Source organism: Variovorax gossypii (genome assembly GCF_003965815.1).
Lineage (GTDB): Bacteria > Pseudomonadota > Gammaproteobacteria > Burkholderiales > Burkholderiaceae_C > Variovorax > Variovorax gossypii.
Map to the genome: position 1 here is coordinate 1 of NZ_RXOE01000001.1, position 22,863 is coordinate 22,863.

The 22,863-nt window shown below is 69.1% G+C and carries 18 protein-coding genes and 1 pseudogene; 3 read left to right on the forward strand and 16 right to left on the reverse strand.

The genetic code is table 11. The features are described from left to right. From EJP69_RS00005 to EJP69_RS00055, 11 genes and pseudogenes are all read right to left on the reverse strand, one after another. Nucleotides 1-321, reverse strand: a pseudogene (locus tag EJP69_RS00005) (esterase/lipase family protein); the annotation flags it as partial. Further along, a complete protein-coding gene (locus EJP69_RS00010) occupies nt 321-2,864 on the reverse strand; it encodes a type VI secretion system Vgr family protein (protein WP_126469244.1) in 2,544 nt (847 codons plus the stop codon). The pseudogene EJP69_RS00005 and the gene EJP69_RS00010, both read right to left, overlap by 1 nt. A gap of 225 nt (nt 2,865-3,089) precedes the next feature. Continuing rightward, entirely contained in the window at nt 3,090-4,076 is a 987-nt protein-coding gene (locus EJP69_RS00015; protein ID WP_126468340.1) for a D-2-hydroxyacid dehydrogenase, read from the reverse strand. Between the two features lie 7 nt (nt 4,077-4,083). Further along, nucleotides 4,084-5,067 carry a Bug family tripartite tricarboxylate transporter substrate binding protein gene (locus EJP69_RS00020; protein WP_126468341.1) on the reverse strand — a complete coding sequence of 328 codons (984 nt, stop codon included), beginning with the start codon at nt 5,065-5,067 and terminating at the stop codon, nt 4,084-4,086. Nucleotides 5,068-5,113: 46 nt separating this feature from the next. Next, complete coding sequence (locus tag EJP69_RS00025; protein ID WP_126468342.1) at nt 5,114-5,902, reverse strand: class II aldolase/adducin family protein; 789 nt, start codon at nt 5,900-5,902, stop codon at nt 5,114-5,116. A gap of 30 nt (nt 5,903-5,932) precedes the next feature. Further along, the gene (gene tcuB / locus EJP69_RS00030; protein WP_126468343.1) at nt 5,933-7,156 is read right to left on the reverse strand and encodes a tricarballylate utilization 4Fe-4S protein TcuB; all 1,224 of its coding nucleotides are present in this window, start codon (nt 7,154-7,156) and stop codon (nt 5,933-5,935) included. Continuing rightward, nucleotides 7,140-8,567, reverse strand: a complete 1,428-nt coding sequence (tcuA, locus tag EJP69_RS00035) for an FAD-dependent tricarballylate dehydrogenase TcuA (RefSeq protein ID WP_126468344.1) — start codon at nt 8,565-8,567, stop codon at nt 7,140-7,142. The genes tcuB and tcuA overlap by 17 nt, the downstream gene beginning before the upstream one ends. A gap of 76 nt (nt 8,568-8,643) precedes the next feature. Then, on the reverse strand, nt 8,644-9,570 hold the full coding sequence (locus EJP69_RS00040) for a LysR family transcriptional regulator (RefSeq protein WP_126468345.1): 927 nt from the start codon (nt 9,568-9,570) through the stop codon (nt 8,644-8,646). A 7-nt stretch (nt 9,571-9,577) separates the two neighbouring features. Next, nucleotides 9,578-10,456, reverse strand: a complete 879-nt coding sequence (locus EJP69_RS00045; protein WP_126468346.1) for a bile acid:sodium symporter family protein — start codon at nt 10,454-10,456, stop codon at nt 9,578-9,580. A gap of 108 nt (nt 10,457-10,564) precedes the next feature. After that, nucleotides 10,565-11,332: a class II aldolase/adducin family protein gene (locus tag EJP69_RS00050; RefSeq protein WP_126468347.1), complete on the reverse strand. Its 768-nt coding sequence runs from the start codon at nt 11,330-11,332 to the stop codon at nt 10,565-10,567. 21 nt (nt 11,333-11,353) lie between these two features. Further along, nucleotides 11,354-11,944, reverse strand: coding sequence for an HD domain-containing protein (locus tag EJP69_RS00055; protein WP_093202889.1), 591 nt, complete (start codon nt 11,942-11,944; stop codon nt 11,354-11,356). Between the two features lie 126 nt (nt 11,945-12,070). On the opposite strand from EJP69_RS00055, the gene EJP69_RS00060 reads away from it, so the two are divergent. Then, the gene (locus EJP69_RS00060) at nt 12,071-12,793 is read left to right on the forward strand and encodes a Crp/Fnr family transcriptional regulator (protein WP_093202886.1); all 723 of its coding nucleotides are present in this window, start codon (nt 12,071-12,073) and stop codon (nt 12,791-12,793) included. Here EJP69_RS00060 and EJP69_RS00065 read toward each other — a convergent pair. From EJP69_RS00065 to EJP69_RS00075, 3 genes are read right to left on the reverse strand one after another with little or no spacing between them, the layout of a single operon-like run. Next, a complete protein-coding gene (locus EJP69_RS00065) occupies nt 12,790-15,981 on the reverse strand; it encodes an efflux RND transporter permease subunit (RefSeq protein WP_126468348.1) in 3,192 nt (1,063 codons plus the stop codon). The two genes, EJP69_RS00060 and EJP69_RS00065, sit on opposite strands and share 4 nt — an antisense overlap. Before the next feature lie 12 nt (nt 15,982-15,993). Further along, nucleotides 15,994-17,232 (reverse strand): efflux RND transporter periplasmic adaptor subunit, encoded by a 1,239-nt coding sequence (locus tag EJP69_RS00070; RefSeq protein ID WP_126468349.1) that lies wholly within the window; start codon nt 17,230-17,232, stop codon nt 15,994-15,996. Between the two features lie 5 nt (nt 17,233-17,237). Further along, nucleotides 17,238-18,833 carry an efflux transporter outer membrane subunit gene (locus EJP69_RS00075; RefSeq protein WP_126468350.1) on the reverse strand — a complete coding sequence of 532 codons (1,596 nt, stop codon included), beginning with the start codon at nt 18,831-18,833 and terminating at the stop codon, nt 17,238-17,240. Nucleotides 18,834-19,093: 260 nt separating this feature from the next. On the opposite strand from EJP69_RS00075, the gene EJP69_RS00080 reads away from it, so the two are divergent. Then, nucleotides 19,094-19,783, forward strand: a complete 690-nt coding sequence (locus EJP69_RS00080; RefSeq protein WP_093202877.1) for an alpha/beta hydrolase — start codon at nt 19,094-19,096, stop codon at nt 19,781-19,783. Between the two features lie 16 nt (nt 19,784-19,799). Here the strand turns inward: EJP69_RS00080 and EJP69_RS00085 are convergent, their stop codons facing one another. Continuing rightward, on the reverse strand, nt 19,800-21,329 hold the full coding sequence (locus EJP69_RS00085; protein ID WP_126468351.1) for an MFS transporter: 1,530 nt from the start codon (nt 21,327-21,329) through the stop codon (nt 19,800-19,802). Between the two features lie 3 nt (nt 21,330-21,332). Next, a complete protein-coding gene (locus tag EJP69_RS00090; protein WP_170217018.1) occupies nt 21,333-21,788 on the reverse strand; it encodes a GNAT family N-acetyltransferase in 456 nt (151 codons plus the stop codon). A gap of 185 nt (nt 21,789-21,973) precedes the next feature. On the opposite strand from EJP69_RS00090, the gene EJP69_RS00095 reads away from it, so the two are divergent. Continuing rightward, nucleotides 21,974-22,852, forward strand: coding sequence for a LysR family transcriptional regulator (locus tag EJP69_RS00095; RefSeq protein ID WP_093306130.1), 879 nt, complete (start codon nt 21,974-21,976; stop codon nt 22,850-22,852). Nucleotides 22,853-22,863: the final 11 nt, after the last annotated feature.

The window sequence follows — 22,863 nt, forward strand, 5'->3', positions numbered from 1 at the left end:
CTCCACCTCGTCGGGGTCCAGCCGCATCTGGCGGGCTGCCGCGCTTGCGTTGCGCCGCGAGAAGGCATCGCCTTTCTTGTCGGGCGACCACGAGAGGTTGTCGCTGCGTTTGAGCAGCTCCTGCCGCTCGCGGGACAGGCGCAGGTTGCTGCCCATGATGCCGGGCAGGAAGACGATCGGGATGAGCTTGCCCGGAGGCACGCGCACGCGGATCTTTCTCCTGTCGTCGAGCGGCGTCGTCACGGCGGTGACCTCCGCGAAACCGCCCAGACCCAGGCTGAAGTCCAGCCAGATGTCCTCTTCTTCTCCCTGTACCGCCATCACTTTGTCCTCCCGAGCCATCGCACCTTGTAGACCTCCGGGCCATCCGATCGCTGCTGCCGCGTGGTGCCGTCGGTGCTTGTGACCTCGCCGCCTTGCCGGCCCGGCCCCGTCGTCTCACCGGAAGGCGCAGCCCGCGAGCTGGGCTCGCCGTTGCGGAAGAGCTCGAAGCGCTGCCTCGCCGCGAGCGTGTCCTTTTCATCGATGTGATGAAACATGACCTCCTGGTCGAAGCGCGTCTGCACGTCCCGATTCATCTTGTCGGGCGTGCGGCTGTCGGGCTTCACGAAGCTGTGCGTCGTCGCATGCGCCCGCCAGGTGCCCCGAGTGCCGTGCACGATCCCCGAGGCATTCCAGCAGGTGTAGCTCGACCCACCGTTGATCACGACTTCTTCGGCCGCCGTGATAGTGATCCGGTCGGCCTCCTGCCGGATGTTCATCTTCGCGAGCACATTGATGCTGTTCTTCAGCGCGGCGATGTCGATGTCCGCATTGCCCGCCACCAGCTTCATGCCGGCCTTGTAGGCGAACATGCGCACCGCGTTCCTCGCCGAAACCAGGAAGCTCTTCGCACTGGCGACGCTGGTGTGCCCGCCGCTGGTGAGCGCGTTGTGTCCGCCGCTCGCGAAATGGCTTGAGCCTTGTGCGGTGGTCTGGATGCCGCAAGGGCTGGCGAGCGTCAGGTGCGGCTGGGCGAACTCCGGGAACTCGCCCTGTGTGGTGCCATTGGCCTTGCCCCTGATCGCGTCGTTCTGCTGCTTGAGTTCCCTGGTGACCTCGCTCTGATCGCTTTCCTCGTGGGCCTTGGCATCCAGCGCGACCTGCGACATGCCTTCGTGCACGTCGCGCGCCTGCGTGAGCCGCGCGATGGTCTCGCCCATGTCGGTGATGTGTGCCTGTGCGTTGGGCCGGGGTTCGGTGCTCACCAGCAATCCGCGCGCGGCGCGCAGCGCACCGTGCCCGTCGGTACGCAATTCGAAGCCCTGGCCGCGATCGTCCTTGCGGCCGGCGGTGTCCTCGATGCGGCCTATGTGCCCGAGGCTGAGGCTGCTGCACTGGTGGTCGCTCTTGAGCTGCGCCTGCACCTTGCTCGCGCTGTCGTCGAGGGCCAGGTGGTTGCCGCGCAGGCCGCCTCCGAGTTCACGGCTGCGGATGCCCATCAGGTGAGTCTGGGCGGGCAGCTTCCATGCCGGCATTTCGTCGGCGTTATGGAAGCGGCCCACGACGATCGGGCGGTCGGGGTTGCCGTTGAGGAAATCGACGACCACCTCCTGCCCGATGCGCGGCAGGGCCGCCGTGCCGAACTGCGCGCCCGCCCAGCCGTGCGACACGCGCAGCCAGCACGAGGAGTTCTCGTCACCTTGGCCCAGGCGGTCCCACTGGAACTGCACCTTCACCCGCCCATGCTGGTCGGTCCAGATTTCCTCGCCCGCCGGGCCGACCACCACGGCCGTCTGCGGACCGCCGGTGCGGGGCTTCGGCGTGATGCGCGGCGGGCGCCACGCGAAGCTGGTGGGCTGTGCATCGAAGGCGAAGCGCTGGATGGAGCCGCCCGATGTGCCGGCCGTGCCTTCGCTGGCGCGCAGGTTCTCCTGCAGGTGATAGGCCACGCCGAGCACCAGGTGCTGGCGGTTCTGGTCGTCACGCGGATGGCCGGCAAGTTGCAGCGTGTGGCCCGGCGCCAACGAGCGCAGGTTGGACCGCCCGGAGACGAGGCTGCGCGCGCTCAGCTGTTCCTCGTTGCGGATGCCGGCGTAGATTTCGCCGTCGCCGTTCTGCAGGTAGTGGCCGGGCCACTCGAAGACTTCATGGCCGTCGTGATCGTGGCCCGGCGGCATCTGGCGCCGGCTCTTCAGGTCGGCCTTGGGCTTCTCGAAGTCGTAGTCGTCGGTGCAGTGGTGGCCGGAGCGCAGGTCCTCGGCCATCTCCCAGGCATAGATGCGCTCGGCCGGCTCCTCGCCGCCGGTCATGCCCGACTGCTCGTGCGGGTGGTAGCGCACCGTCTCGCCGCCGGGCAGCGGGTCGTGCGAGCCGGCGATGTCGTCAGCGAACACCAGCACGTGCTGGGCGGCTTCGTGCCGGAAGTAGTAGCAGATGCCCTCGTGCTCGCACAGGCGCGACACGAAATCGAAGTCGCTCTCGCCGTACTGCACGCAATAGCTCCACGCCCTGTAGTTGCGTGTGAGCTTCTGCTCGAAGGGGTGCCCGTAGCGGCCGAGCACCTCGGCCAGGATCTCGGGAACGCTGCGGTCCTGGAAGATCCTGTAGTCGTGCCGCTTCGAGGCCAGCCAGAACCACGGGCGCAGCCTCATCGCGTAGAAGCAGTGCCGCGCGTCTTCCCGCACGAGCCCGAAGCGGGTGACGATGCCTGCGAGATGGCGCGTGCCGCCGTGTCCGGTCTGCATCGACACCGTGGCCGTCTTGCCGAGCAGGGCCTTGGGGTCGATGCCGTTGCTGCTGCCCAGCAGTTCGACGTCGAAGGCGTAGGCCCGGCTCAGCGCCTCGTGGCCGACCAGCCGGTGGAATTGCAGCGCCTCGCCCATGGGCGTGGCAATGGTGACGCGACGGCCGGCCAGGATGGGCTTGGGCACGAGAGATCCTCCCTGAATAGTCGACTGCTCGACCGAAAATAGTTTTTTCGGATTATTCGAGCGAGCGATTCGAGGAGGATGACGAAGCGCGGAAAGCAGGGAAATGCGTGAAGAAATGCTCGCTGCAAACGCAAGGCGCGGCCATTTCCATGCCGCGAGGAATAAATGGCGACCGCTTCAGGCCACCCGGTTCAACAGCTGCTCGCCGCGCACCCAGCGCCGCAGGTTGTCGAGAAACATGGTGGCCACGCGCGCCTCGTTGCCGTCCGAATGGCCCGCGGTGTGGGGCGTGACGATCACGTTCGGCAGGTCCCACAGCGGCGAACTCGCCGGCAGCGGCTCGTGCGCGAACACGTCGAGGTAGGCGCCGCTCAATGCGCCGTTGCGCAGTGCGTCGATCAGCGCCGCTTCGTCGACGACTTCGCCGCGCGACACGTTCACCAGCCGCGCCCCCGCGGGCATCAGCGCGAGCGCCGCCGCATCGACAAGGCCGCGCGTGCGTTCGCTCAGCGGGCAGGCCAGCAGCAGCCAGTCGGCGCGCGGCAGCACCGTGTGCAGCTGCTCGTAGCTGAAGCTCTCGTGCGCCGGTGCCGCGGCCGCGGTCTCGCTGCCGCGCACGGACACGACGCGCAGGCCCAGCGCCGCGAGCAGCGCGCCCAGCCCTTGCCCGATCGGTCCCCAGCCGACGATCACGGCGGTCTGCCCCGCAAGGTCGCGCGGCAGCAGGCCGCTGCCTACCAGCGGCGACCATGCATGCGCGCGCTGCGCGGCCATCAGCTGGGGAAACTGCCGCGCCAGCATCAGCACGCCCGCGAGCGCGGTCTGCACCACCACGCCGGCATTGGCGCCGGAAGAGGTCGTCACTTCCACGCCGCGCGCGCGCAGCTCGCCGTACACCGGCCGGTCGGCGCCCGCCGAATGCGCGTGCACCCAGCGCAGCGAGGGCGCATTGCGCATCGCGTCGTGAAAGGCCTGCGTGTGCGGCAGCACCTCGTGCTTGGTCGAAAGGCCGGTGACGTCGCGCGAGACGAAGGCGACGTCGGCATCGTCGCCCGGGTTTACCAGTACGTGCGTGCGCTCGCCGAGTGCGGCACCCAGGTCGGACGCCGCCTGCGCGACGGCTTGCGCGCTCATCAGGATGCGCAGGGGCGGGGTACTCGTCATCCGGCGCTCACTCGGCGGTCGCGCCCGATTCGCGCACGATCGCCTTCCACTTCTCGTACTCCTGGCGCGTGAACTTGCCGAACTGCTCCGGGGTGCCGCCTACCGGGTCGGCGCCCTCGCGGATCATCTGGGCTTCGAGCGAGGGCAGTGCGTCGTTCACCGACTTGTTGAGCAGCGCGATCACCGGCGCGGGCGTGCCCTTGGGAGCGAAGAAGCCGAACCACGAGCCGGCGGAGAAATCGGCGAAGCCCTTCTCGGCGACCGTGGGCACGTCCGGCAGCGAGCGCGAGCGCTTCTGGCTGCTCACCGCGATGGCGCGCAGCTTGCCCGCCTTGATGTGCGAGATGACGGAAGGAATGGTGGCGAACATGAACTGCACGCGGCCCGCGAGCAGGTCGTTGAGCGCGTTCGCGCCCTTGTAGGGAACGTGCAGCATGTCCGCGCCCACGCGCTTGCCGAGCATGTAGCTCGACAGGTGCGACGAGGTTCCGATGCCGGTCGAGCCGTAGTTCAGCTTGCCAGGGTTGGCCTTGGCGTAGGCGATGAACTCCTCCAGCGTCTTCGCGGGCACGGCGGGGTTGACCACCAGCACGTTGGGCACGTCGGCGATCTGCACCACCGGTACGAGGTCGGTGAGCGGGTCGTAGGGCAGGCTCTTGTAGAGCGTCTGGTTGACGGCCATGGGGCCGACCGAGTTGACGATCAGCGTGTAGCCGTCGGCCGGTGCGCGCACCACGAACTCGGTACCGATGTTGCCGCCGCCGCCGGGCTTGTTGTCGATGACGAAGGGCTGGCCGAGCTTTTCCGACATCTGCTGCGTCACCGCGCGCGCGAGGATGTCGGTGGTGCCGCCGGCCGTGAAGGCCACGACCACGCGCACGGGCTTGTTCGGGTAGGGCGTCTGAGCGACTGCGCAGGCAGCGGTGGCGAGCAGCGCCGTGGCGCAGAAGAGCCTGCGCAGGAAAGGGAAGGAAAGCTTGTCTCGTGTCATTGTTGTTCGTCCTCGTGGGAGTTGGCTGAAGCGGATGGAGGGAGGCTCAGTCGCGGAAGCCCGGGTCCATGCGGTCGAGCTTGCGCAGCAGCGCCGGCCATTCCATGAGCCCGTAGGGCCTGCGGGTGCCGGGCTGGTAGTTGTTCCAGGTCTCTTCCAGGATGTGCTGCGGCACCGCCTTGAGCGGCGAGTTGCACGACATCGCGCCGATCTGCGCGCGGCAGGCCAGCTCCAGCCGGTGCATCCAGTTGAAGGCTTCGCCCACGCTTCGGCCCACCACCAGCGCGCCGTGGTTGCGGAAGATGACGGCCTCGCCATCGCCCAGGTCGGCCAGCAGCGAGGCCTGCTCCTCGGTGTTCAGCACCACGCCCTGGTAGTCGTGGTAGCCGATCTTCAAAAAGCGCATGGCGGTCTGCGTGAGCGGCAGCAGGCCGCATTCGAGCGAAGAGACCGCCATCGACGCCCAGCTGTGCGTGTGGATCACGCAGGCCACGTCGGGCCGCGCGGCGTGCACGGCGCTGTGGATCACGTAGCCGGCCTTGTTGATGCCGTAGTCGAGCTCGCCGAAGTCTGGCTTCGACAGGATGTTGCCGTCCTGGTCCACCTTGATGAGGCAGGAGGCGGTGATCTCCTCGTACATCATCCCGTAGGGGTTGATGAGGAAGGCGCCTTTCTCGCCCGGCACGTGCGAGGAGATGTGGTTGGCCATCATGTCGGACATGCCGTAGAGGTCCACCAGCCGGTAGCAGGCGGCGAGGTCGACGCGGGCCTGCCACTCGGCATCGGAGCAGCGGCCCTTCATGGAGGGGATCTGGAGTACGCCGGGTCGTGTCATGGGGGTGTTTCCTTCGTCGGAGGTTGTTTTTCAGTCGGCGCCAAGCTGCAGGCGGCTGGGCAGCCTTTTCTCGATGGCGAACTTCAGCAGCGCGGCCGAGCGGAAGATGCCGTGCGCGAACTTGCCGTAGGGCAGCGTGAGGAAGAGCGCCATCACCACGCCCAGGTGCACCGCCAGCAGCAGCGCCATGAAGCGCGTGTCGCGCCACGCCAGCAGCGCGAGGCCGGTGAGGCTGGTGAGCAGCAGCAGCGCGATGAAGCCGCGGTCCATGGGGCGTTGCGCGGCGTCGCCGTGCGCCGGGTCGCGCCGCAGGTTCAGCCAGAGCAGGCCGACAGGGCCTATGACGAGGCCGATGCCGCCTGCCGTGCCCAGCAACACCGGCAGGCTGGTGAGTGCATAGGGCGCGTGAAGGCCGAGCAGGTAGTGGTACAGCGTCGCCACGCAGGTCGAGGCGAAGCACAGCATGAAGCCGTAGAAGGTGAAGTGATGGAAGCGCCTGCGCCACAGGGTGAAGCGGTCGTCCTCGTTGTTGCAGCCTTGGCCGTGGCCGCCGTCCAGGTACTTCAGGCGCAGCGCGTCGTGCGCGGCCTCGGCGCCGGCGGATGTGCGCACGCCTGCCACTTCGGCGCGCGGGTTGTCGCGCGAAGGCGATACATCGCGCCAGAAACGGCGCACGCCCATGGCCAGCGCGAACATCACGAAGAGGAACACCGCGCCGAACACCAGCGCGAGCAGGTTGTGCGGAAAGATCGCGTAGAAGTTGCCCGCCATCGGCTCGTGCAGCAACGAGCCCGACATCGCCACGGCCAGCACCAGGAAGAGGGCGAGTCCGCCCGCCAGTGCCAGTGCGACCGTGAGGCCGGCCTTGCGGTACAGCGCCCCCATCGCGGGCGGCCAGGCGTAGTCGTGGTACGTCTGCATGCGCACCTGCGCCATCGCCTGCGGCACGTTCACCGCGAGCTCGTGCGGCGGCGCGTACTGGCAGGCATGCAGGCAGGCGCCGCAGTTGTGGCACAGGTTGGCAAGGTAGTGCGTGTCGGCCTTGTTGCCGAAGTCGAGCCGGCGCGTCATGGCCGGGAACACGGCGCAGAAGCCTTCGCAGTAGCGGCAGGCGTTGCAGATCTGCAGGATGCGCGCGACTTCTTCTTCGCCGGCGCTCAGCGGCAGCGCGGGGGCGATGGGAATCACGCGCTGCGCGGGCGTGCCCTCGGCATCCGCTCGGGCGCGTGCGACGAGATCAGTGAGTTGCTGCAAGCGCGGCCTCCTTGTCGTTCTTCGTGGAAGCCCGCGCGGCCTTGGCCGCCTGCGTGCCGGCGATGCGCCCGAAGGCCGTGCCGATGCTCATGCCGACGCCCGCCGTGTAGCCCTTGCCCAGCACGTTGCCGGCCATCATCTCGCCGGCCACGAAGAGGTTGGGGCTCGCGCGGCCGCCGAAGCGCACGGCCGCCGTCTCGTCCACCTTCAGCCCGAGGTAGGTGAAGGTGATGCCGGGGCGCAGCGGGTAGGCGTGGAAGGGCGCGGTGTCGATGGGGCGCGCCCAGTGCGTCTTGGCGGGCGCGATGTCTTCGGTGCGGCAGTCGTCCAGCGTGGTGTGGTCGAAGCGGCCGACGCGGCATGCGGCGTTGTAGTCCTCCACGGTGCGCACGAAGGTGGCTTCGTCGAGGCCGATCTTGCGTGCCAGTTCGCCGAGCGTGGCCGCCTGCGTGCCGGGAAACACCGGCGGCATGAAGCGCCCGACCGCCTTCTGGTCGATGACCGACCACGCGATCTGCCCCGGCTGCTGCGCCACCAGCCGGCCCCAGATGGCGTAGCGCTTGGGCCAGAAATCCTCGCCCTCGTCGTAGAAGCGCTTCGCCTCGCGGTTGACCACGACGCCCAGCGACACGCAGTCGATGCGCGTGCAGATGCCGCCGTCGTACAGCGGCGCGCGCGCGTCGATGGCCACCATGTGGCCCTGCGAAGGGTCGCCGATGCTGTCGGCGCCCGCTTCGATCATGTGCTTGAGCAGCACGCCCTGGTTGAAGCGCGTGCCGCGGATCAGGAAGTTGTCGGCCGGCCACTCGCCGCGCTCGTTCCGCCCCCATGCCTCGCGCAGCCATTCGCGGTTCGACTCGAAGCCGCCGGCGGCCAGCACGCAGCTCTTCGCCTCGATGCGTTCGCCTGCTTCGGTTCGCACGGCGACGAAGCGGTCGCCGTCGAGCTCCACCGAGGCAACCGGCGTGTCGTAGCGGATCCGCACGCCGAGCCTCTCGGCGCTGCGGAAATAGGCGTTCACCAGCGCCTTGCCGCCGCCCATGAAGAAGGCGTTGGTGCGCGCCACGTGCAGCGCGCCCGACAGCGGCGGCTGGAAGTGCACGCCGTGGCTGCGCATCCAGTCGCGGCAGTTCGACGAGGCGCGGATCACCAGGCGCGCGAGGTGCTCGTCGGTGAGGCCGCCGGTCACCTTCAGCAGGTCCTGCCAGTATTCCTCTTCGGGGTAGGCGTCGACCAGCACGTCCTGCGGGGCGTCGTGCATGCAGCGCAGGTTGCGCGTGTGCTGCGAATTGCCGCCGCGCCATGCCTTGGGCGAGGCTTCGAGCAGCAGCACCGAGGCGCCTGCCTCGCGCGCCATCAGGGCGGCGCAGAGGGCGGCATTGCCGCCTCCGACGACCAGTACGTCAATCACTCGTGGGTCTCCTTGGAATCAGGAGACTCTAGGCAGGCCGGCCTTCAGGCGAAAGGCCGGTTCGGGCAACGGGTGTTCACGTTTCGAGAAGACTGGCGCCGGCCCAGCGGCCCTCGCGCACCAGCGCGCGCGCCGTCTCTGCCACCACCACGCGCGTGGCCAGCGCGGCGGGGGAGAGCTCGTCGTCCGACAGGCTCACGAGCAGGTTGCGGCGGCCCACGTGCGCGTCGGCGATCTGCGTGAGCTGCAGATCGTCGCGGTCGTGCCGCGCGGTGGCGGCGCCGGGCTGGATGGTCGCGCCGTGGCCGGCGCGCACCGCGTCCATCAGCAGCGCGAGGCCGTCGACCTCGGCCACGATGCGCGGCGAGATGCGTGCCCGAGTGAAGGCGGCCGTCAGCGTGGCGCGCAGGCCGTGGCTGCCGCTGGGCAAGATGAGCGGCAGGTCGGCCAACTGCGACAGGCGCACGCGCGCACCGGTGGGGCGCTGCGCCAGGGTGGGCGAGGCGATGACGAAGAGCTTCTCGGCCAGCAGTGGCGTCACGCTCCAGCGTCGCGGGGTGTCGGTCTGGAACAGCACGGCCAGGTCGAGCTGCCGCGCCTGCAGCATGGTCGTGAGATGGCCCGAGAGCGCTTCGACCATGTGTAGCCGCACCTCGGGGTAGCGCTCGCGCATGGCGCGCATCAGCGGCACGCCGAGCACCGTGGCGGTGGTGGGCGCCAGGCCCACGCTCACGTGGCCCGAGAGCCGCGCCTGCTGCGCCGCGAGCACAGCATCGTCGGCATGCCGCAGCACGAGCTGCGCCTGATGGAGAAAGGCCACGCCGGCATCGGTGGGCACCACGCCGCTGGAGCTGCGCTTGAGCAGCCGGGTGGAGAGCTCGCCCTCGAGCCGGCTGATCTGCTGGCTCAGCGCCGAGGTGACGACGCCCAGCTCGACCGCTGCGCGGCCCATGCTGCGAAGCTCGCAGACCTTGACGAAGTAGCGCAGTTGCCGGAGTTCCATCCGCCGATCATCGCGCAGGCGCGGTACTGGGCGCCGGCCGGCGCAACAGCAGCCATCCGAAGAGCGGGGCGGTGATGTACATCACCACCGAGTAGATGGCTGCCGGCAGCGCCAGCGGGAAGCTGCCGAGCACGCTCACCGCGATGAAGATCGCCAGCGTGGAGTTGTGGATGCCGATCTCGTAGCTGATGGCGGTGGCCAGAGGCTTGTCGAGCCCGGCGGCGCGGCTGAGGTAGTAGCCCGCCAGCAGGCTCAGCAGGTTGAACAGCAGCACGGGAATGCCGATCTGCGCGAAGGTGCTCGTGATGGTCTTCCACTCGTTGGCGATGGCGAGAACCGTCACCACGGCGAGCACCACGCCGCTGAAGACCTTGGTCGGCTTCTCCATGCGCGCCGCGAAGCCGGGCCGGCGCGAGGCCACGAACATGCCCAGCGCCACCGGCACCAGCACGATGGCGATCACCTCCACCAGCTTGCGCGTCTGCAGCGGCACCACCTGGCCGCTCTGCGCGAAGTGGCCGATGGCCCAGTTCGCGATGAGCGGCAGCGTGACGATGGACAGCAGCGTGTTCACGGCAGTGAGCGAGATGTTCATCGCCACGTTGCCGCCGAACAGGTGCGAGAACAGATTGGCCGAGATGCCGCCCGGCGAGGCCGCCAGCAGCATCAGCCCGACCGCGAACACCGGCGACAGCCCGAAGCCCACGATGATCGCGTAGCACGCCAGCGGCAGGCCGATGACCTGCAGCGCGAGCGCGATGGTCACGGCCTTGGGGTGCTTGAAAAGGCGCCTGAAGTCGTCGAGCGAAAGCGAAAGCCCGAGCCCGAACATCACGAGCGCGAGCGCGCCGAACAGGAATCGGGTGACGATGACGGTACTGTCCATTGGGTTGTCTCCTCGGTGGCTCTTGTAGTTTTGATGCGGTAAAAAAATGGCTGCCAGCACCTGTCGCGCAGGCGCTGGCAGCCGTGGAAACCGGGACCGACGAAGGTCTTATTGCTTGTAGCTGTCGTCGATGCGGTCGAGCTTGCGAATGAGCGAAGGCCAGACGAACTGCCCGCCCATGCCGCCGGTCTGCACCTTCATGGCCTGGCCCACGCCTTCCACGATGCGCGGGTTCACGTGCGTGAGTTCGCCGCCGCCCGACTGCGCCGCGATCTGGATCTGGCAGGTGGCCTCGAAGGTGTACATCGAAAGGAAGGCGTCGGCAATGGTCTTTCCGCAGGTCAGCAGGCCGTGGTTGCGCAACATGAGGAAGTTCGCATTGCCCATGTCGGCCTGCAGGCGCGGCTTCTCGTCGTCTCGGAAGGCCACGCCCTCGTAGTCGTGGTACGCCAGCGAGGCCAGCACGAAGGTCGACTGCTGGCTGATGGGCAGCACGCCGTTCTTCTGCGCGCTCACGGCGATGCCGGCGCGCGTGTGGGTGTGCAGCACGCACTGGATGTCTTCCCGCGCGGCGTGCACCGCGCTGTGGATCACGAAGCCCGCCGGGTTCACGGGGTAGGGCGAGTCGATGATCTTGTTGCACTGCTGGTCGACCTTGACCAGGCTCGACGCGGTGATCTCGTCGAACATCAGGCCGTAGGGGTTGATCAGGAAGTGATGCTCCGGGCCGGGAATGCGCGCGCTGATGTGCGTGAAGACGAGGTCGCTCCAGCCGTGCAGCGCCACGAGGCGGTAGCAGGCGGCGAGGTCGACGCGCAGCTGCCACTCCTCGGCGGAGACGAGCTTCTGGATTTCGGGTTGGGCGAAGGCGTTCATGGGATTGGTCCTCGGATGGGGTCAGGCGGCCGCGGGCTCGGTGAGCGCGGCCTTGTAGATGCTCTGCTTCGGCTGCGCCATCACGCGACGCAGCATGGGCTCGAATTCGCCGATGGGCAGCGTCTCGGCCTTGGGGTCGAAGGCGGGGTTGTCGTAGAGCGCGCAGAACTCGGCCGTGCGCTCGTAGTGCGGGTGGCCCTTGAAGTTGTCGCGCATGTCGCGGTCCAGGCCGATGTGGTGGAAGAAGTAGTGGCCCTGGAAGATGCCGTGGTTTTGCACCATCCAGTGGTTGGCCTCGCTCACGAAGGGCTTCAGGATGGCCGCGGCGATGTCGGGATGGTTGAAGCTGCCGAGCGTGTCGCCGATGTCGTGCAGCAGCGCGCACACCACGTATTCCTCGTCGCGGCCGTCGCGCAGCGCGCGGGTGGCGGTCTGCAGCGAGTGGGTGTAGCGGTCGACCGGGAAGCCGCCGTAGTCGCCCTCGAGGATCTGCAGGTGCTTGATCACGCGCGCGGGCAGGCCGCCCGCGAACTGCATGAATTCGCCACCGATCAGCTGCCAGTCTTCGCGCGTGCTTTCCTGCATGCTCTTGAAACTTGCGCGTGCGTTCATCGCCGGAGTCTCCGTTCTTGTCTTGTGGGGAACTGGTCACTGTATGCCTGCGCTTGACCATCAACTGTCAAGAATTTGACAATGCGGGGTTCTGGTAAACCCCCGTTCCCTCGTCATTCCTCCTTCATGGCCACCTCCCCGAAACCGCGCCTTTCCACCGCGCACCGTGCCGCGCTGGAAGGCAATCCGTGGTTCATGAGCATGCCGCGCGCCCAGCGCGAGGCGCTGGTAGCCGCGGCGGAGCTTCACCACGTGCGGCGCGGCGCGATGGTGTTCCGCCAGGGCGACCCCATCCACGCCACGGACGGCGGCTTCTACGGGCTGGTGGCGGGCACGATCAAGATCTCCTCGCTGCGGCAGGACGGCCGCGAGGCCATCCTGGCGGTGCTGGAGCCCGGCAACTGGTTCGGCGAGATCACGCTGATCGACGGCTCGCCGCGTACCCACGACGCCACCGCGCTGGAAGCGCTCGACCTGCTGGTGGTGCCGCCCGCCGCCTTCGTGCAGCTGATGCGCGAGGTGGTTTTCTCCAACGCCATCGCCGCGATGCTGGCGGCGCGCGTGCGCATGCTCTACGGCCTCGCGGAAGACGCCACGCTGCGCAGCCTGCGCGCGCGCGTGGCGCACCGGCTGCTGGTGCTGGCGCGCGGCGACGCCACGCAGTCGGTGCACCTGCGGCACGAGCTGCAGCTGCCGCAGGAGGCGCTGGCGATGATGCTCGGCGTGACGCGCCAGACGCTGTCGAAGGAGCTCAACGCGCTGGCGGCCGAAGGCGTGGTCGCGCTGGGCTACGGGCGCATCGAGCTGCTGTCGCTCGATGCGCTGAGGAAGCTGGTGAGCATGGGCTAGGGGCGCACGCCGTCTGCGGCCTCGTCGTCGGGCATCGACCCCGTTTCCGGCTTGGCCCCTGTCTTCGCCAGCTTGCGCGAGGGCTGGTCGAGCTTGTCGCCCAGCACGCGCCGCACCACCACGTAGAACACCGGGATCATCAGCAGCCCGAGGAAGGTCGCGAACAGCATGCCGCCGGTCACGCCCATGCCGATCTCGTGCCGCGAGACCGCGCCCGCGCCGCTGGAGACGATCAGCGGGAACACGCCGAGGATGAAGGCCAGCGAGGTCATCAGGATCGGGCGCAGCCGCAGCCGCGCGGCTTCGAGCACCGATTCGTACAGCGTCAGCCCGCGCTGCTGCGCCTCGACCGCGAACTCCACGATCAGGATCGCGTTCTTCGCCGCCAGGCCCATCACCGTCACCAGGCTGATCTTGAAGAACACGTCGTTCGGAAAGCCGGCCAGCCAGCAGAAGGCGATCACGCCCAGCATGCCCAGCGGCACCACCAGCAGCACCGCCACCGGAATCGACCAGCTCTCGTACAGCGCGGCCAGGCACAGGAACACTACTACCACCGACAGCACCAGCAGCAGCGTGGCCGAGTTGCCGGCCTGCTGCTCCTGGTAGGACAGGCCGTTCCAGTCGTAGCCGAAGCCCGGCGGCAGTTCGTTGCGCACGATGTCCTGCAGCGTGGCCATCGCCTGCCCGGTGGACGTGCCGGGCGCCGGGTTGCCGACGATCTGCACCGCCGCGTTGCCGTTGAAGCGCTGCAGCGCGATCGGCCCGGTGCCCCACTGGGCCTTCACCACGCTCGACAGCGGCACCATCGCGCCGGCGCTGCCCGCCAGCGTGCTCGGCGTGTACACGCGGTCGAGCGCCTCGGGGCCCATGCGGAAGGGCGCGTCGGCCTGCATGTACACGCGCTTGATGCGGCCGTCGTAGCGGAACTGGTTGACGTTGGTGGGGGCCAGCAGCATCGCGACGCCGTTGTAGACGTCCGTCAGCGTCAGCCCGAGCGCATAGGCCTGGGCGCGGTCGACCGCGATCTGCCACTGCGGCGCGTCAGGCAGCACGTTGGGCCGGATGCCCGACAACGTCGGGTTCTGGCCGGCCTTTTCCACCAGCGTGCGCGAGGCCTGTGCCAGTTCGGCGCGCGACTGGCCCGCGCGCGCCTGCAGGAACATGTCGATGCCGCCGAGCTGGCTCAGGCCGCGGATGGCCGGCTGGTTGAACGCGATGGCCTGCGCGTCGGGCAGGCCGCGCAGCGCGCGGGTGATCTCGGGAATGAGCTCCATCGCGGTCTTGCTTCGCTGCTCCCACGGCTTGAGCTTGACGAAGACCGTGCCGGCGTTCTCCGCGTTGCCTGCAAAGCCGAAGCCCTGTGCCTGGAAGATCGCATCGACGCTCGCGCCCACCGGGCTTTTCAGGATGCGCTCGCGGATCTCCGCCATCACGCGGTCGTTGCGCTCCAGCGTGGCGCCGGGCGGCAGCGTGACCGACACCAGCACCGAGCCCTGGTCCTCGCCCGGCACGAAGCCGGTGGGCATGCGCGCGTAGAGAAAGCCCGTGAGCACCGTGACCAGCACGAAGGCCAGCATCCAGCGCGGCGCGTGGCGCAGCGCCCAGCCCACGTGGCCGTTGTAGGTGCGCGCCACCCAGTCGAAGAGGCGGTCGAAGCCGCGGAAGAGGGCGTTCTTGCGCGCGTGGTCGGTGGGCTTGAGCAGCGTGGCGCACAGCGCGGGCGTGAAGGTCATCGCCAGGAAGGCCGAGCAGGCCATCGACAGCGCGATGGTGAAGGCGAACTGCGCGTAGATGATGCCGGTGGCCCCGGGCTGCAGCGCGGAAGGCACGAACACGGCGGTGAGCACCACCGTGATCGCCACGATGGCGCCGGTGATCTGCCCCATGCTCTTGCGCGTGGCCTCCCGGGGCTCCAGTCCTTCCTCGGTCATGAGCCGTTCGACGTTCTCGATCACCACGATGGCGTCGTCCACCACGATGCCGATGGCCAGCACCATGCCGAACAGCGTCAGCTGGTTGAGCGAGAAGCCCAGCAGCTGCATGCCGGCGAAGGTGCCCAGCAGCGCCACCGGAATCACCAGCGTGGGGATCAGCGTGGCGCGCAGGTTCTGCAGGAACACCAGCATCACGAGAAACACCAGCACGATCGCTTCGAACAGCGTCTTCACCACCTCGGTGATCGATGCGGTGATGAAGGGCGTGGTGTCGTAGGCCACCGTCCAGCGCACGCCGGGGAGGTCGCGCACCAGCAGGTCCATCTGCTTCTTGATGGTCTCGCCCACCTGCAGCGCGTTGGCGCCCGGCGCGAGGTTGATGCCCAGGCCGCCCGCCGGCTTGCCGTCGAGCAGGGCGCGCTGGCCGTAGGTCTGGGGGCCGAACTCGACCCGCGCCACGTCGGACAGGCGCACCACGGTGCCGTCGTTGTTGGCGCGCAGGATGATGTCGCGGAACTGCTGGGGCGAGGTGAAGAGGGTGTCGGCCGCCGCGGTGGCGGTCACCTCCTGTCCCGGCGCTGCCGGATCGGCGCCGAGCGAGCCCGCGCCGAACTGCGCGTTCTGCGCCTGCACCGCGGTGAGCACCTGGCTGGCGGAGAGGCCGTAGGCCTGGAGCTTGTCGGGGTTGAGCCACAGCCGCATCGCGTATTCGGAGCCCGGCGTGATGGTGCTGCCCACGCCGTCGATGCGCGCGATCACCGGCAGGATACGCGAGGCGATGATGTCGTTGAGCCGGCCCGAGTCGATCGTCGGATCGTCCGAGATGAGCTGCATGAACATCAGGATGTCCGGGCTCGCCTTGGCCACCACCACGCCCTGCTGCGTGACCTGCGAGGGCAGCAGCGGCTGCGCCAGCTGCACCTTGTTCTGCACCTGCACCGCGGCGGTGTCGGGGTTGGTGCCGGTGGCGAAGCTCAGCGTGATGGTGGCGGTGCCGTTGGCTCGCGAGGTGGAACTGAAGTACAGCAGGTTGTCCAGGCCGATGAGCTGCTGCTCGATCACCTGCGTGACGGTGGTTTCCATCGTCTCGGCGCTGGCGCCGGGATAGGTGGCTGTCACCGTGATCTGCGGCGGCGCGACGTTGGGGTACGAGGCGATGCCAAGCCGGCTCACGGCGATGGCGCCGACCAGCGAGATCAGGATGGCGACGACCCAGGCGAAGACCGGGCGGTCGATGAAGAACTTCGGCATGCGGGCGGTCCTTCAGCGAGCGGGGGCGGATGCCGGTGCGGCCGGAGCGGGCGCGGGCACGTTCCCGGGCACGGGTGCCGGTGGCGGCGGCTGCCAGTCCGAAGCCTTGACCTCCCTGCCGGGCGCCGCGCCCTGCAGGCCGCTCACGATCACGCGGTCGCCGGCGGCGAGGCCGCCCGTGACGATCCAGTCGCTGCCGCGCGCCGTGCCGGCCTGCACGTTCTTGCGCAGCACCTTCGCGTCGGGCCCGACCACCAGCGCGTAGGCGCCGGCCGTGTCGCGCAGGATCGCGCGCTGCGGAACCAGGAACACCTGCTTCTGCTCGCCGAGCTCGGCCGAGAGCGTGACGTAAAGGCCTGGCAACAGCGCCTGCTGCGGATTGGGCAGCCGCGCGCGCAGGTTGACCGCGCCGGTGGCCGCGTTCACCACCGCGGCCGTGAAGTCGAGCGTGCCGGGGTGCTCGTACGGCGCGCCGTTGGGCAGCCTGACCTTCACCTGCACCCGGTTCTGCTGCGCGAGCGAAACGCGGCCCTGCGCCTGAGCCTGCCGCAGCGCCATCAGCTCGTCGGCGCTCACCGTGAAGTTGACGTAGAGCGGATCGATCTGCTGCACGGTGGCCAGCAGCGTGCCGTTGGCACCGCCGTCGCTGGTGCCGTTGCCCACCACCGCACCGACCGTGAGCTGCTGCTGGCCGGCGATGCCGTCGATGGGCGAAGTGACCTTGGTGTAGCCGAGGTTGAGCCGCGCGGTGGCCACGGCTGCTTCGTCGGCGCGCACCCTGGCGGCGGCGCTGCGTTCGGCGGCGTCGGAGTTGTCCACGGTCTGCTGCGAGACCGAGCCAACGGGCAGCAGCTGCCTGTTGCGCGCGGCGGTCATGCGCGCGTTGGCCAGCGTGGCCTGGTCCTGTGCCAGCACGGCCAGCGCGTTCTCCAGCTGCGCGCGGTAGAAGCCGGGGTCGATCTCGAAGAGCACCTGCCCCTGCCTGACGTTGGCGCCTTCCACGTAGGTGCGCCGTTGCAGCACGCCCGACACGCGGGCGGTGACGTTGGCGCTCAGAAAGGGCGAGAGCCGGCCGACCATGTCCTTGACCAGCGGCACGTCGCGCGGCTGCACGGCGATCACGCCGACCTCGGGCGGCGGCGGGGCGGGCGGGGCGGTCTGCGGGCCGCAGGCGGCCAGCAGCGTGGCGGCCAGTGCGATGCCGGCCGCAAGGCGCCAGCGCGTCGATGAATGAAGAGAGTGGATGCGCATGGCGGCTAGGGCGTCGTGTGCGGTGTCGCGGGTGTGGATGAGGAGGCCGTGGAGGAAGATGGCGCGGAGGCAGGAGTGCCCTGGGCTTCGTCCCATTGCCAGCCGCCGCCGAGGTTCCGGATCAGCGTGACGCTGCTCTGGGTGAGCAGGCCCTGCGTGTCGCGCAGGTTCTGCTCGGCGGTGAGAAGCGCGAGCTGCTGGGTCAGCAGCTCGAGTTCGCTGGTGCTGCCGGCGCTGCGCTGTGCGCGCGCGCTGGCGAAGAGCTGCTGGTTGCGCTGCAGGATGGCGCCGAAGGCGCGGGCCTGGCCCTGCAGCTGCTGGTAGGACGCGAGGCTGTCCTCCACGCTCTGGAATGCGCTCAGCACGGCCTGCCGGTAGTTGGCCGCGCTCTGGTCGTATCCGGCGCGCGCGCTTTCCAGCGCGGCGCTGCGCGCACCGCCGTCGAACAGCGTGCCCGCCAGCGCGGGGCCCACCGTCCAGAAACGGTGCGGCGCGGCGAAGAGCTGCGACAGGCTGTTGTTGCGGTAGCCGGCCTGCGCCGACAGCGTGAGCGATGGGAAGAAGGCCGCCTGCGCGACGCCGATGCGCGCATTGGCGGCGGCGGCGTTGCGCTCCGCCGCCACCACGTCGGGGCGGCGCTGCAGCAGCTGCGAGGGCAGGGCCAGCGGCACCGGCGGCAGCGCGAAGCGGTACTCCGGCTGCGGGGCGAGCGCGAAGGCCGCCGGAGGTACGCCGGTCAGCACCGCGATCGAGTGCTCGTACTGGGCGCGCGCGGCGCGCGAGGCGGCCAGGGCGGCGATGGACGACTCCAGGTTGTCCTGAGCCACCAGCACCTGGTCGGCGGCCACCAGCCCATGCTGGAAGCTCGCGCGGGTCATGTCGAGCACGCGGGCGTGGATGCGCTCCTGCTGTCCCAGCAGCGCGATGTCGATGTCGAGCTGGCGCAGCGCGAAGTAGCTGTTGGCCAGCGTGGCGGCGATGGACAGCCGCTGCCCGGCCAGCTGCGCGCCCGAGGCCTGCGCGCTGCCCCGGCTCGCCTCGACCTGGCGCCGCACCTCGCCCCACAGGTCGGGCTCCCAGCTGGCCGTGGCGCTGGCGCTGACCTGCGTGGACAGCAGGCTCGACTGCGTGCCGCTGCCCGACGAGCTGCCGGTACTCGCGAGGTTGCGGCTGCGGCTCGCCGAGGCACCGAGCGAGAGCACCGGATAGAGGCTGGCTTCGCTCGCCGCCACCGTGGCGCGGGCGGCGCGGTAGGAAGCCTCGGCCGCCGCGATGTTCTGGTTGGCCTGCAGCGCGCGTTCGATGAGCGAGCCCAGCACTTCGTCGCCGTAGGCGCTCCACCAGGTGCCCGGCAGCACCGCCTGCGGGTCGGCCTGCGTGCGCTGCCAGGTGATGCCGTCGTCTTCCTTGAACGACGCGGGAATGTCGATGGCCGGCCGGCTGTAGTCCGGCCCGAGCGTGCAGCCTCCGAGCAGGAGCGCCAGGCCAAGCGTGAGGCCGGTTGCGAGGCCGGGTGCGGGAGCATGCTTTCGGCGTACTTGCCTGGCGGGAGGCGGCGCCGCGCGTGCGGCGCAAGCTTTTCTTGCGTCGATGTCGTTCATCGGTTTCTTCGCTTCGGGGAAGGAGCGGGCAATCTATGAGGCGTGGTTTATAGAACTTTTATGCAACTGTTAGGCCAGCGTTAAGGCAGCCCGTCTTCCCCGCGCTCGGGCGACGGGCGTGGTTGTTCACATGCCGACAAGCTGCGCGGCGTATAAGTGCGCGTCGGCCGCCGGCCGACAAGTCCCGCACCGGCCGGAGCCATCAAGAGCGGACGCCGGTGCGGCCATGCTCGGTAGACATCACAGGAAGGCAACCAATCATGAGCAACAAACCGACAGTCGTTCTGGTCCACGGTTTCTGGGGCGGCGCGGCCCACTGGGCCAAGGTCATCGTGGAGCTTTCGCGCAAGGGGCACACGGGAATCCGCGCGGTGGAACTGCCGCTGACCTCGCTCGCGGACGATGCGCAGCGGCTGCGCAAGATGGTGGCGCAGGTCGACGGCCCGGTGCTGCTGGTCGGCCACTCGTACGGCGGCGCGGTCATCACGCAGGCGGGCGACCTGCCCAACGTGACGGGGCTGGTCTACATCGCGGCCTTCGCGCCCGATGCGGGCGAAAGCCCCGGCGGCATCACGCAGGAGCACCCGCCGGTGGCCGTGCCCAACCTGGCGCCCGACAGCGACGGCTACCTGTGGGTCAAGCCGGAGAAGTTCCACGAGAGCTTCTGCCAGGACCTCACGCCCGACGAAGGCCTCGTGATGGGCGTGACGCAGAAGGCGCCGCTCGCCAGCACCTTCGGCGATGCGATCACCGCGCCGGCGTGGAAGAAGAAGCCGTCGTGGTACCAGATCTCCAGCGACGACCGCATGATCGCGCCGGCCAACCAGGAGCGCATGTCGGCGCGGCTGGGCGCGAAGAAGGTCATCACGCTGGCGGCCAGCCATGCCTCGCTGGCGTCGAAGCCCGTCGAGGTGGCGGCGCTGATCGACGAGGCGGCGAGCGCCGGCTGATTGCGCCGCGAGCAGTTCAGGACGCGCACTCTCCAGTGCGCGTGCGCTGCCGTCGCGCGCCGGCTTGCCACCCGATTGCAGCGACCGAGCCCGCGGCCGCGATCACCATCAGCACCGCCGCGGCGATCACCGCGAAGAAGCCCTTGTCGAACGCCGCGTGCGCGAGCGACACGAGCTGCGTCGCCGCATGCGCCGGCAGGCTCTCCGCGGCCAGCAGCGCGGCGTCGATGCCGTCGCTGGCCGAGGCGGGCACGGCCAGCGTCCGCGGAATGATCAGCGCGGCCGTGTAGCTCGACGAGAGCACGCTGCCCAGCAGCGCCACGCCGAGCACGCTGCCCAGTTCGTACGACACCTCCTCGACCGACGCGGCCATGCCCGCGCGGTCTTCCGGCGCGTTGTTCATGACGGCGTTGGAGGCGGCCGTCATGGTCGCTCCGACGCTCATGCCCAGCAGCGCCAGCACGGCCACCCGCGCGAAGCCCGATGCCTCGACGGTCAGCGCAAGCCCGAAGAGCGCCACGGCAGTGGCGGCCAGGCCCAGCACGATGATGCGGCGCGAGCCGATGCGCGCCAGCAGCAGGCCCGCGACGGGCCCGGCCACGAAGGCGGCCAGCGGAATCGGCAGGATGGCCAGGCCCGCCTCGAGCGGCGTGAGGCCGGTCACCAGCTGCAGCCGCTGGCTGAACACCAGCTCGACGCCCACCAGCGCAGCCGAGGCTACGGTGGCGGCGATCACGCCGCTGGAGAAGTGCGGATTGCGGAACAGGCTGAAGTCGATCAGCGGTGACGTGCTGCGGCGCTGGCGCCGCACGAAGAGAAGCATGGCGACGATCGACAGCGTGCCGCTCGCCACGGCCACCGCGAGCGAGGGTTCAGGCTTCGCGAATTCCTTGATCGTCAGCACCAGGCAGACCAGCGCGGCGAACACCTGCACCGATCCGACGAAGTCCCACGGCCTGCGGCTGGTGGCGCGCTGGCCCGGGAGCAGCCACAGGCCCAGCACCAGCGACACCAGCACCACCGGCACGTTGATGAGGAAGACGGAGCCCCACCAGAAGTACTCGAGCAGGACGCCGCCCACCACCGGGCCGAGCGCCGCGCCGCCGAAGGCCACCGCGGCCCACACGCCGATGGCCAGCGCGCGCTCGCGGTCGTCGGTGAAGGCAAGGCGGATGATCGCCAGCGTGGCCGGCATCATCATCGAGGCGCCCAGGCCCAGGAAGGCGCGCGCGGCGATGAGCGCGCCCGCGCCCGGCGCATAGGCCGCGCACAGCGAGGCCGCGCCGAACACGGCCAGCCCCGCGATGAACATGCGCTTGTAGCCCACGCGGTCGCCCAGCGCACCCATGCCCAGCAGGAAGCCGGAGACGACGACGGTGTAGGCGTTGATGATCCAGAGCTTGGCCGAGGCCGACGCGCCGAGATCGTGCGTGAGCCTGGGCAGCGCGGTGTAGAGCACGGTCATGTCGATCACGATCAGCAGCAGCGCCGTCGAGACGATCAGCAGCGTGATCCACTTTCTCGTGTTGTTCGTGGTGTGCGTCATGGCTCAGGCCTCCAGCTCCTTGAGCATCGTGATCGACACCGGCGTGCAGCCGCGTGCCGCGAAGAAGCGGTGGGCATCCTCGTTGCCGATGCCGCTTTCGAGAAAGAGGCGGCGGATGCCGCGCGGCTTCAGCTCGGCGCAGATCCAGTCGAACATCAGCCGGCCCACGCCGCTGCCTTGGCGGGAGGCGTCGACGACAAGATCGTCGAGCGTGGCGAAGGGGCGCGAGGCCAGCCGGGCCTCGTCGATGGAAACGAATGCGACGGCGGCCAGTGCACCGCTGTCTTCCGCGTACGCGGTCGCGATCAGCGAGCTCGATGCGGCAACGGGCTGCGCGAGCGCGTGGCGCACCTGCGCGCCCAGCACCTCGGCCAGGTCGGGGCGCCACTCGCCGATCGCGACGGCGCGCTGCTCCTGCAGCTCGGAGTGGGAGATGTAGCGGGGGCTCAGTTGCTTCATGAACAACTCGACGATGGCCCGCTCCCTGGCGGGATCGCTGCACCACTCGATTCGCAGCGGCGCCTTTGTTTGACGGGGATCTTTCAGCATGGGCGCCATGTTGCGCCATTAAAATGGATGGATAAAGATGAAATCCATCTGAAAAGCAGATGGATGGAGTTCTGCATCGAGTTCAGGAGCACCGCATGGAATGGACCGTCGACCAGTTGCGCCAGTTCGTGACGACCGCCGAGTGCGGCTCGTTCTCGGCAGCCGCACGTCACCTGGGCAAGGCGCAGTCGGCCGTGAGCACCGCCATCGGGCTGCTCGAGGTCGACCTCGGCGTGGCGCTCTTCGACCGCTCGCGCAGGAACGCGCAGCTGTCGGAAGCCGGGCAGGTGCTTTTGCTGGAAGCGCGCGAGCTGCTGCGCCAGGCCGAGCAGCTCGACCAGCGCGCCCGCTCGCTCAACGCGGGCAACGAGGCCGCGCTGTCTCTGGCGCTCGACGAGGCGCTGCCGTACACCGCCATCGCCACGCTGATGCGCGAGATCTCGGTGAAATTTCCCAGCCTCGAACTCACGCTGCTCAATGGCACGGCCACCGAGGTTGCCGACTACGTCGAGCAGGAGCGCGCCAGCGTCGCCTTCCATTTCGACAGGGGACCGGTGCGCGCCAGCTTCGACCAGCGGCACATCGGCACCGTGCCGCAGGGCGTGTTCGTCGCCAACGGTCATCCGCTGGCCGACGGGCGCGTGGTGCGGCGCAAGGACCTGGCCCGCCACCGGCAGCTGCTGATGCATGCCGACGACGTGCACGAGGTGGCCTACAGCCCCAGGGTGTGGCGCTCCGACAGCTTCTACAGCACGGCCGAGATGGTGGCCGACAAGCTCGGCTGGGCGGTGCTGCCCGTCAACATCGCGCACTACGAGGGTTTCAGGCAGGCGCTGCAGGAAGTGCCTTGCCCGTCGCTGGCGCTGCCGAGGCTGTCGGTGCGCATGCTGTGGCTGCAGGGGCGTCAGCCAGGAGCGACGGCGAGCTACGTGCAGAAGCGCTTCACCGAGCTGCTGCGCGACACGCCGGCCTGACGATCCGCGCG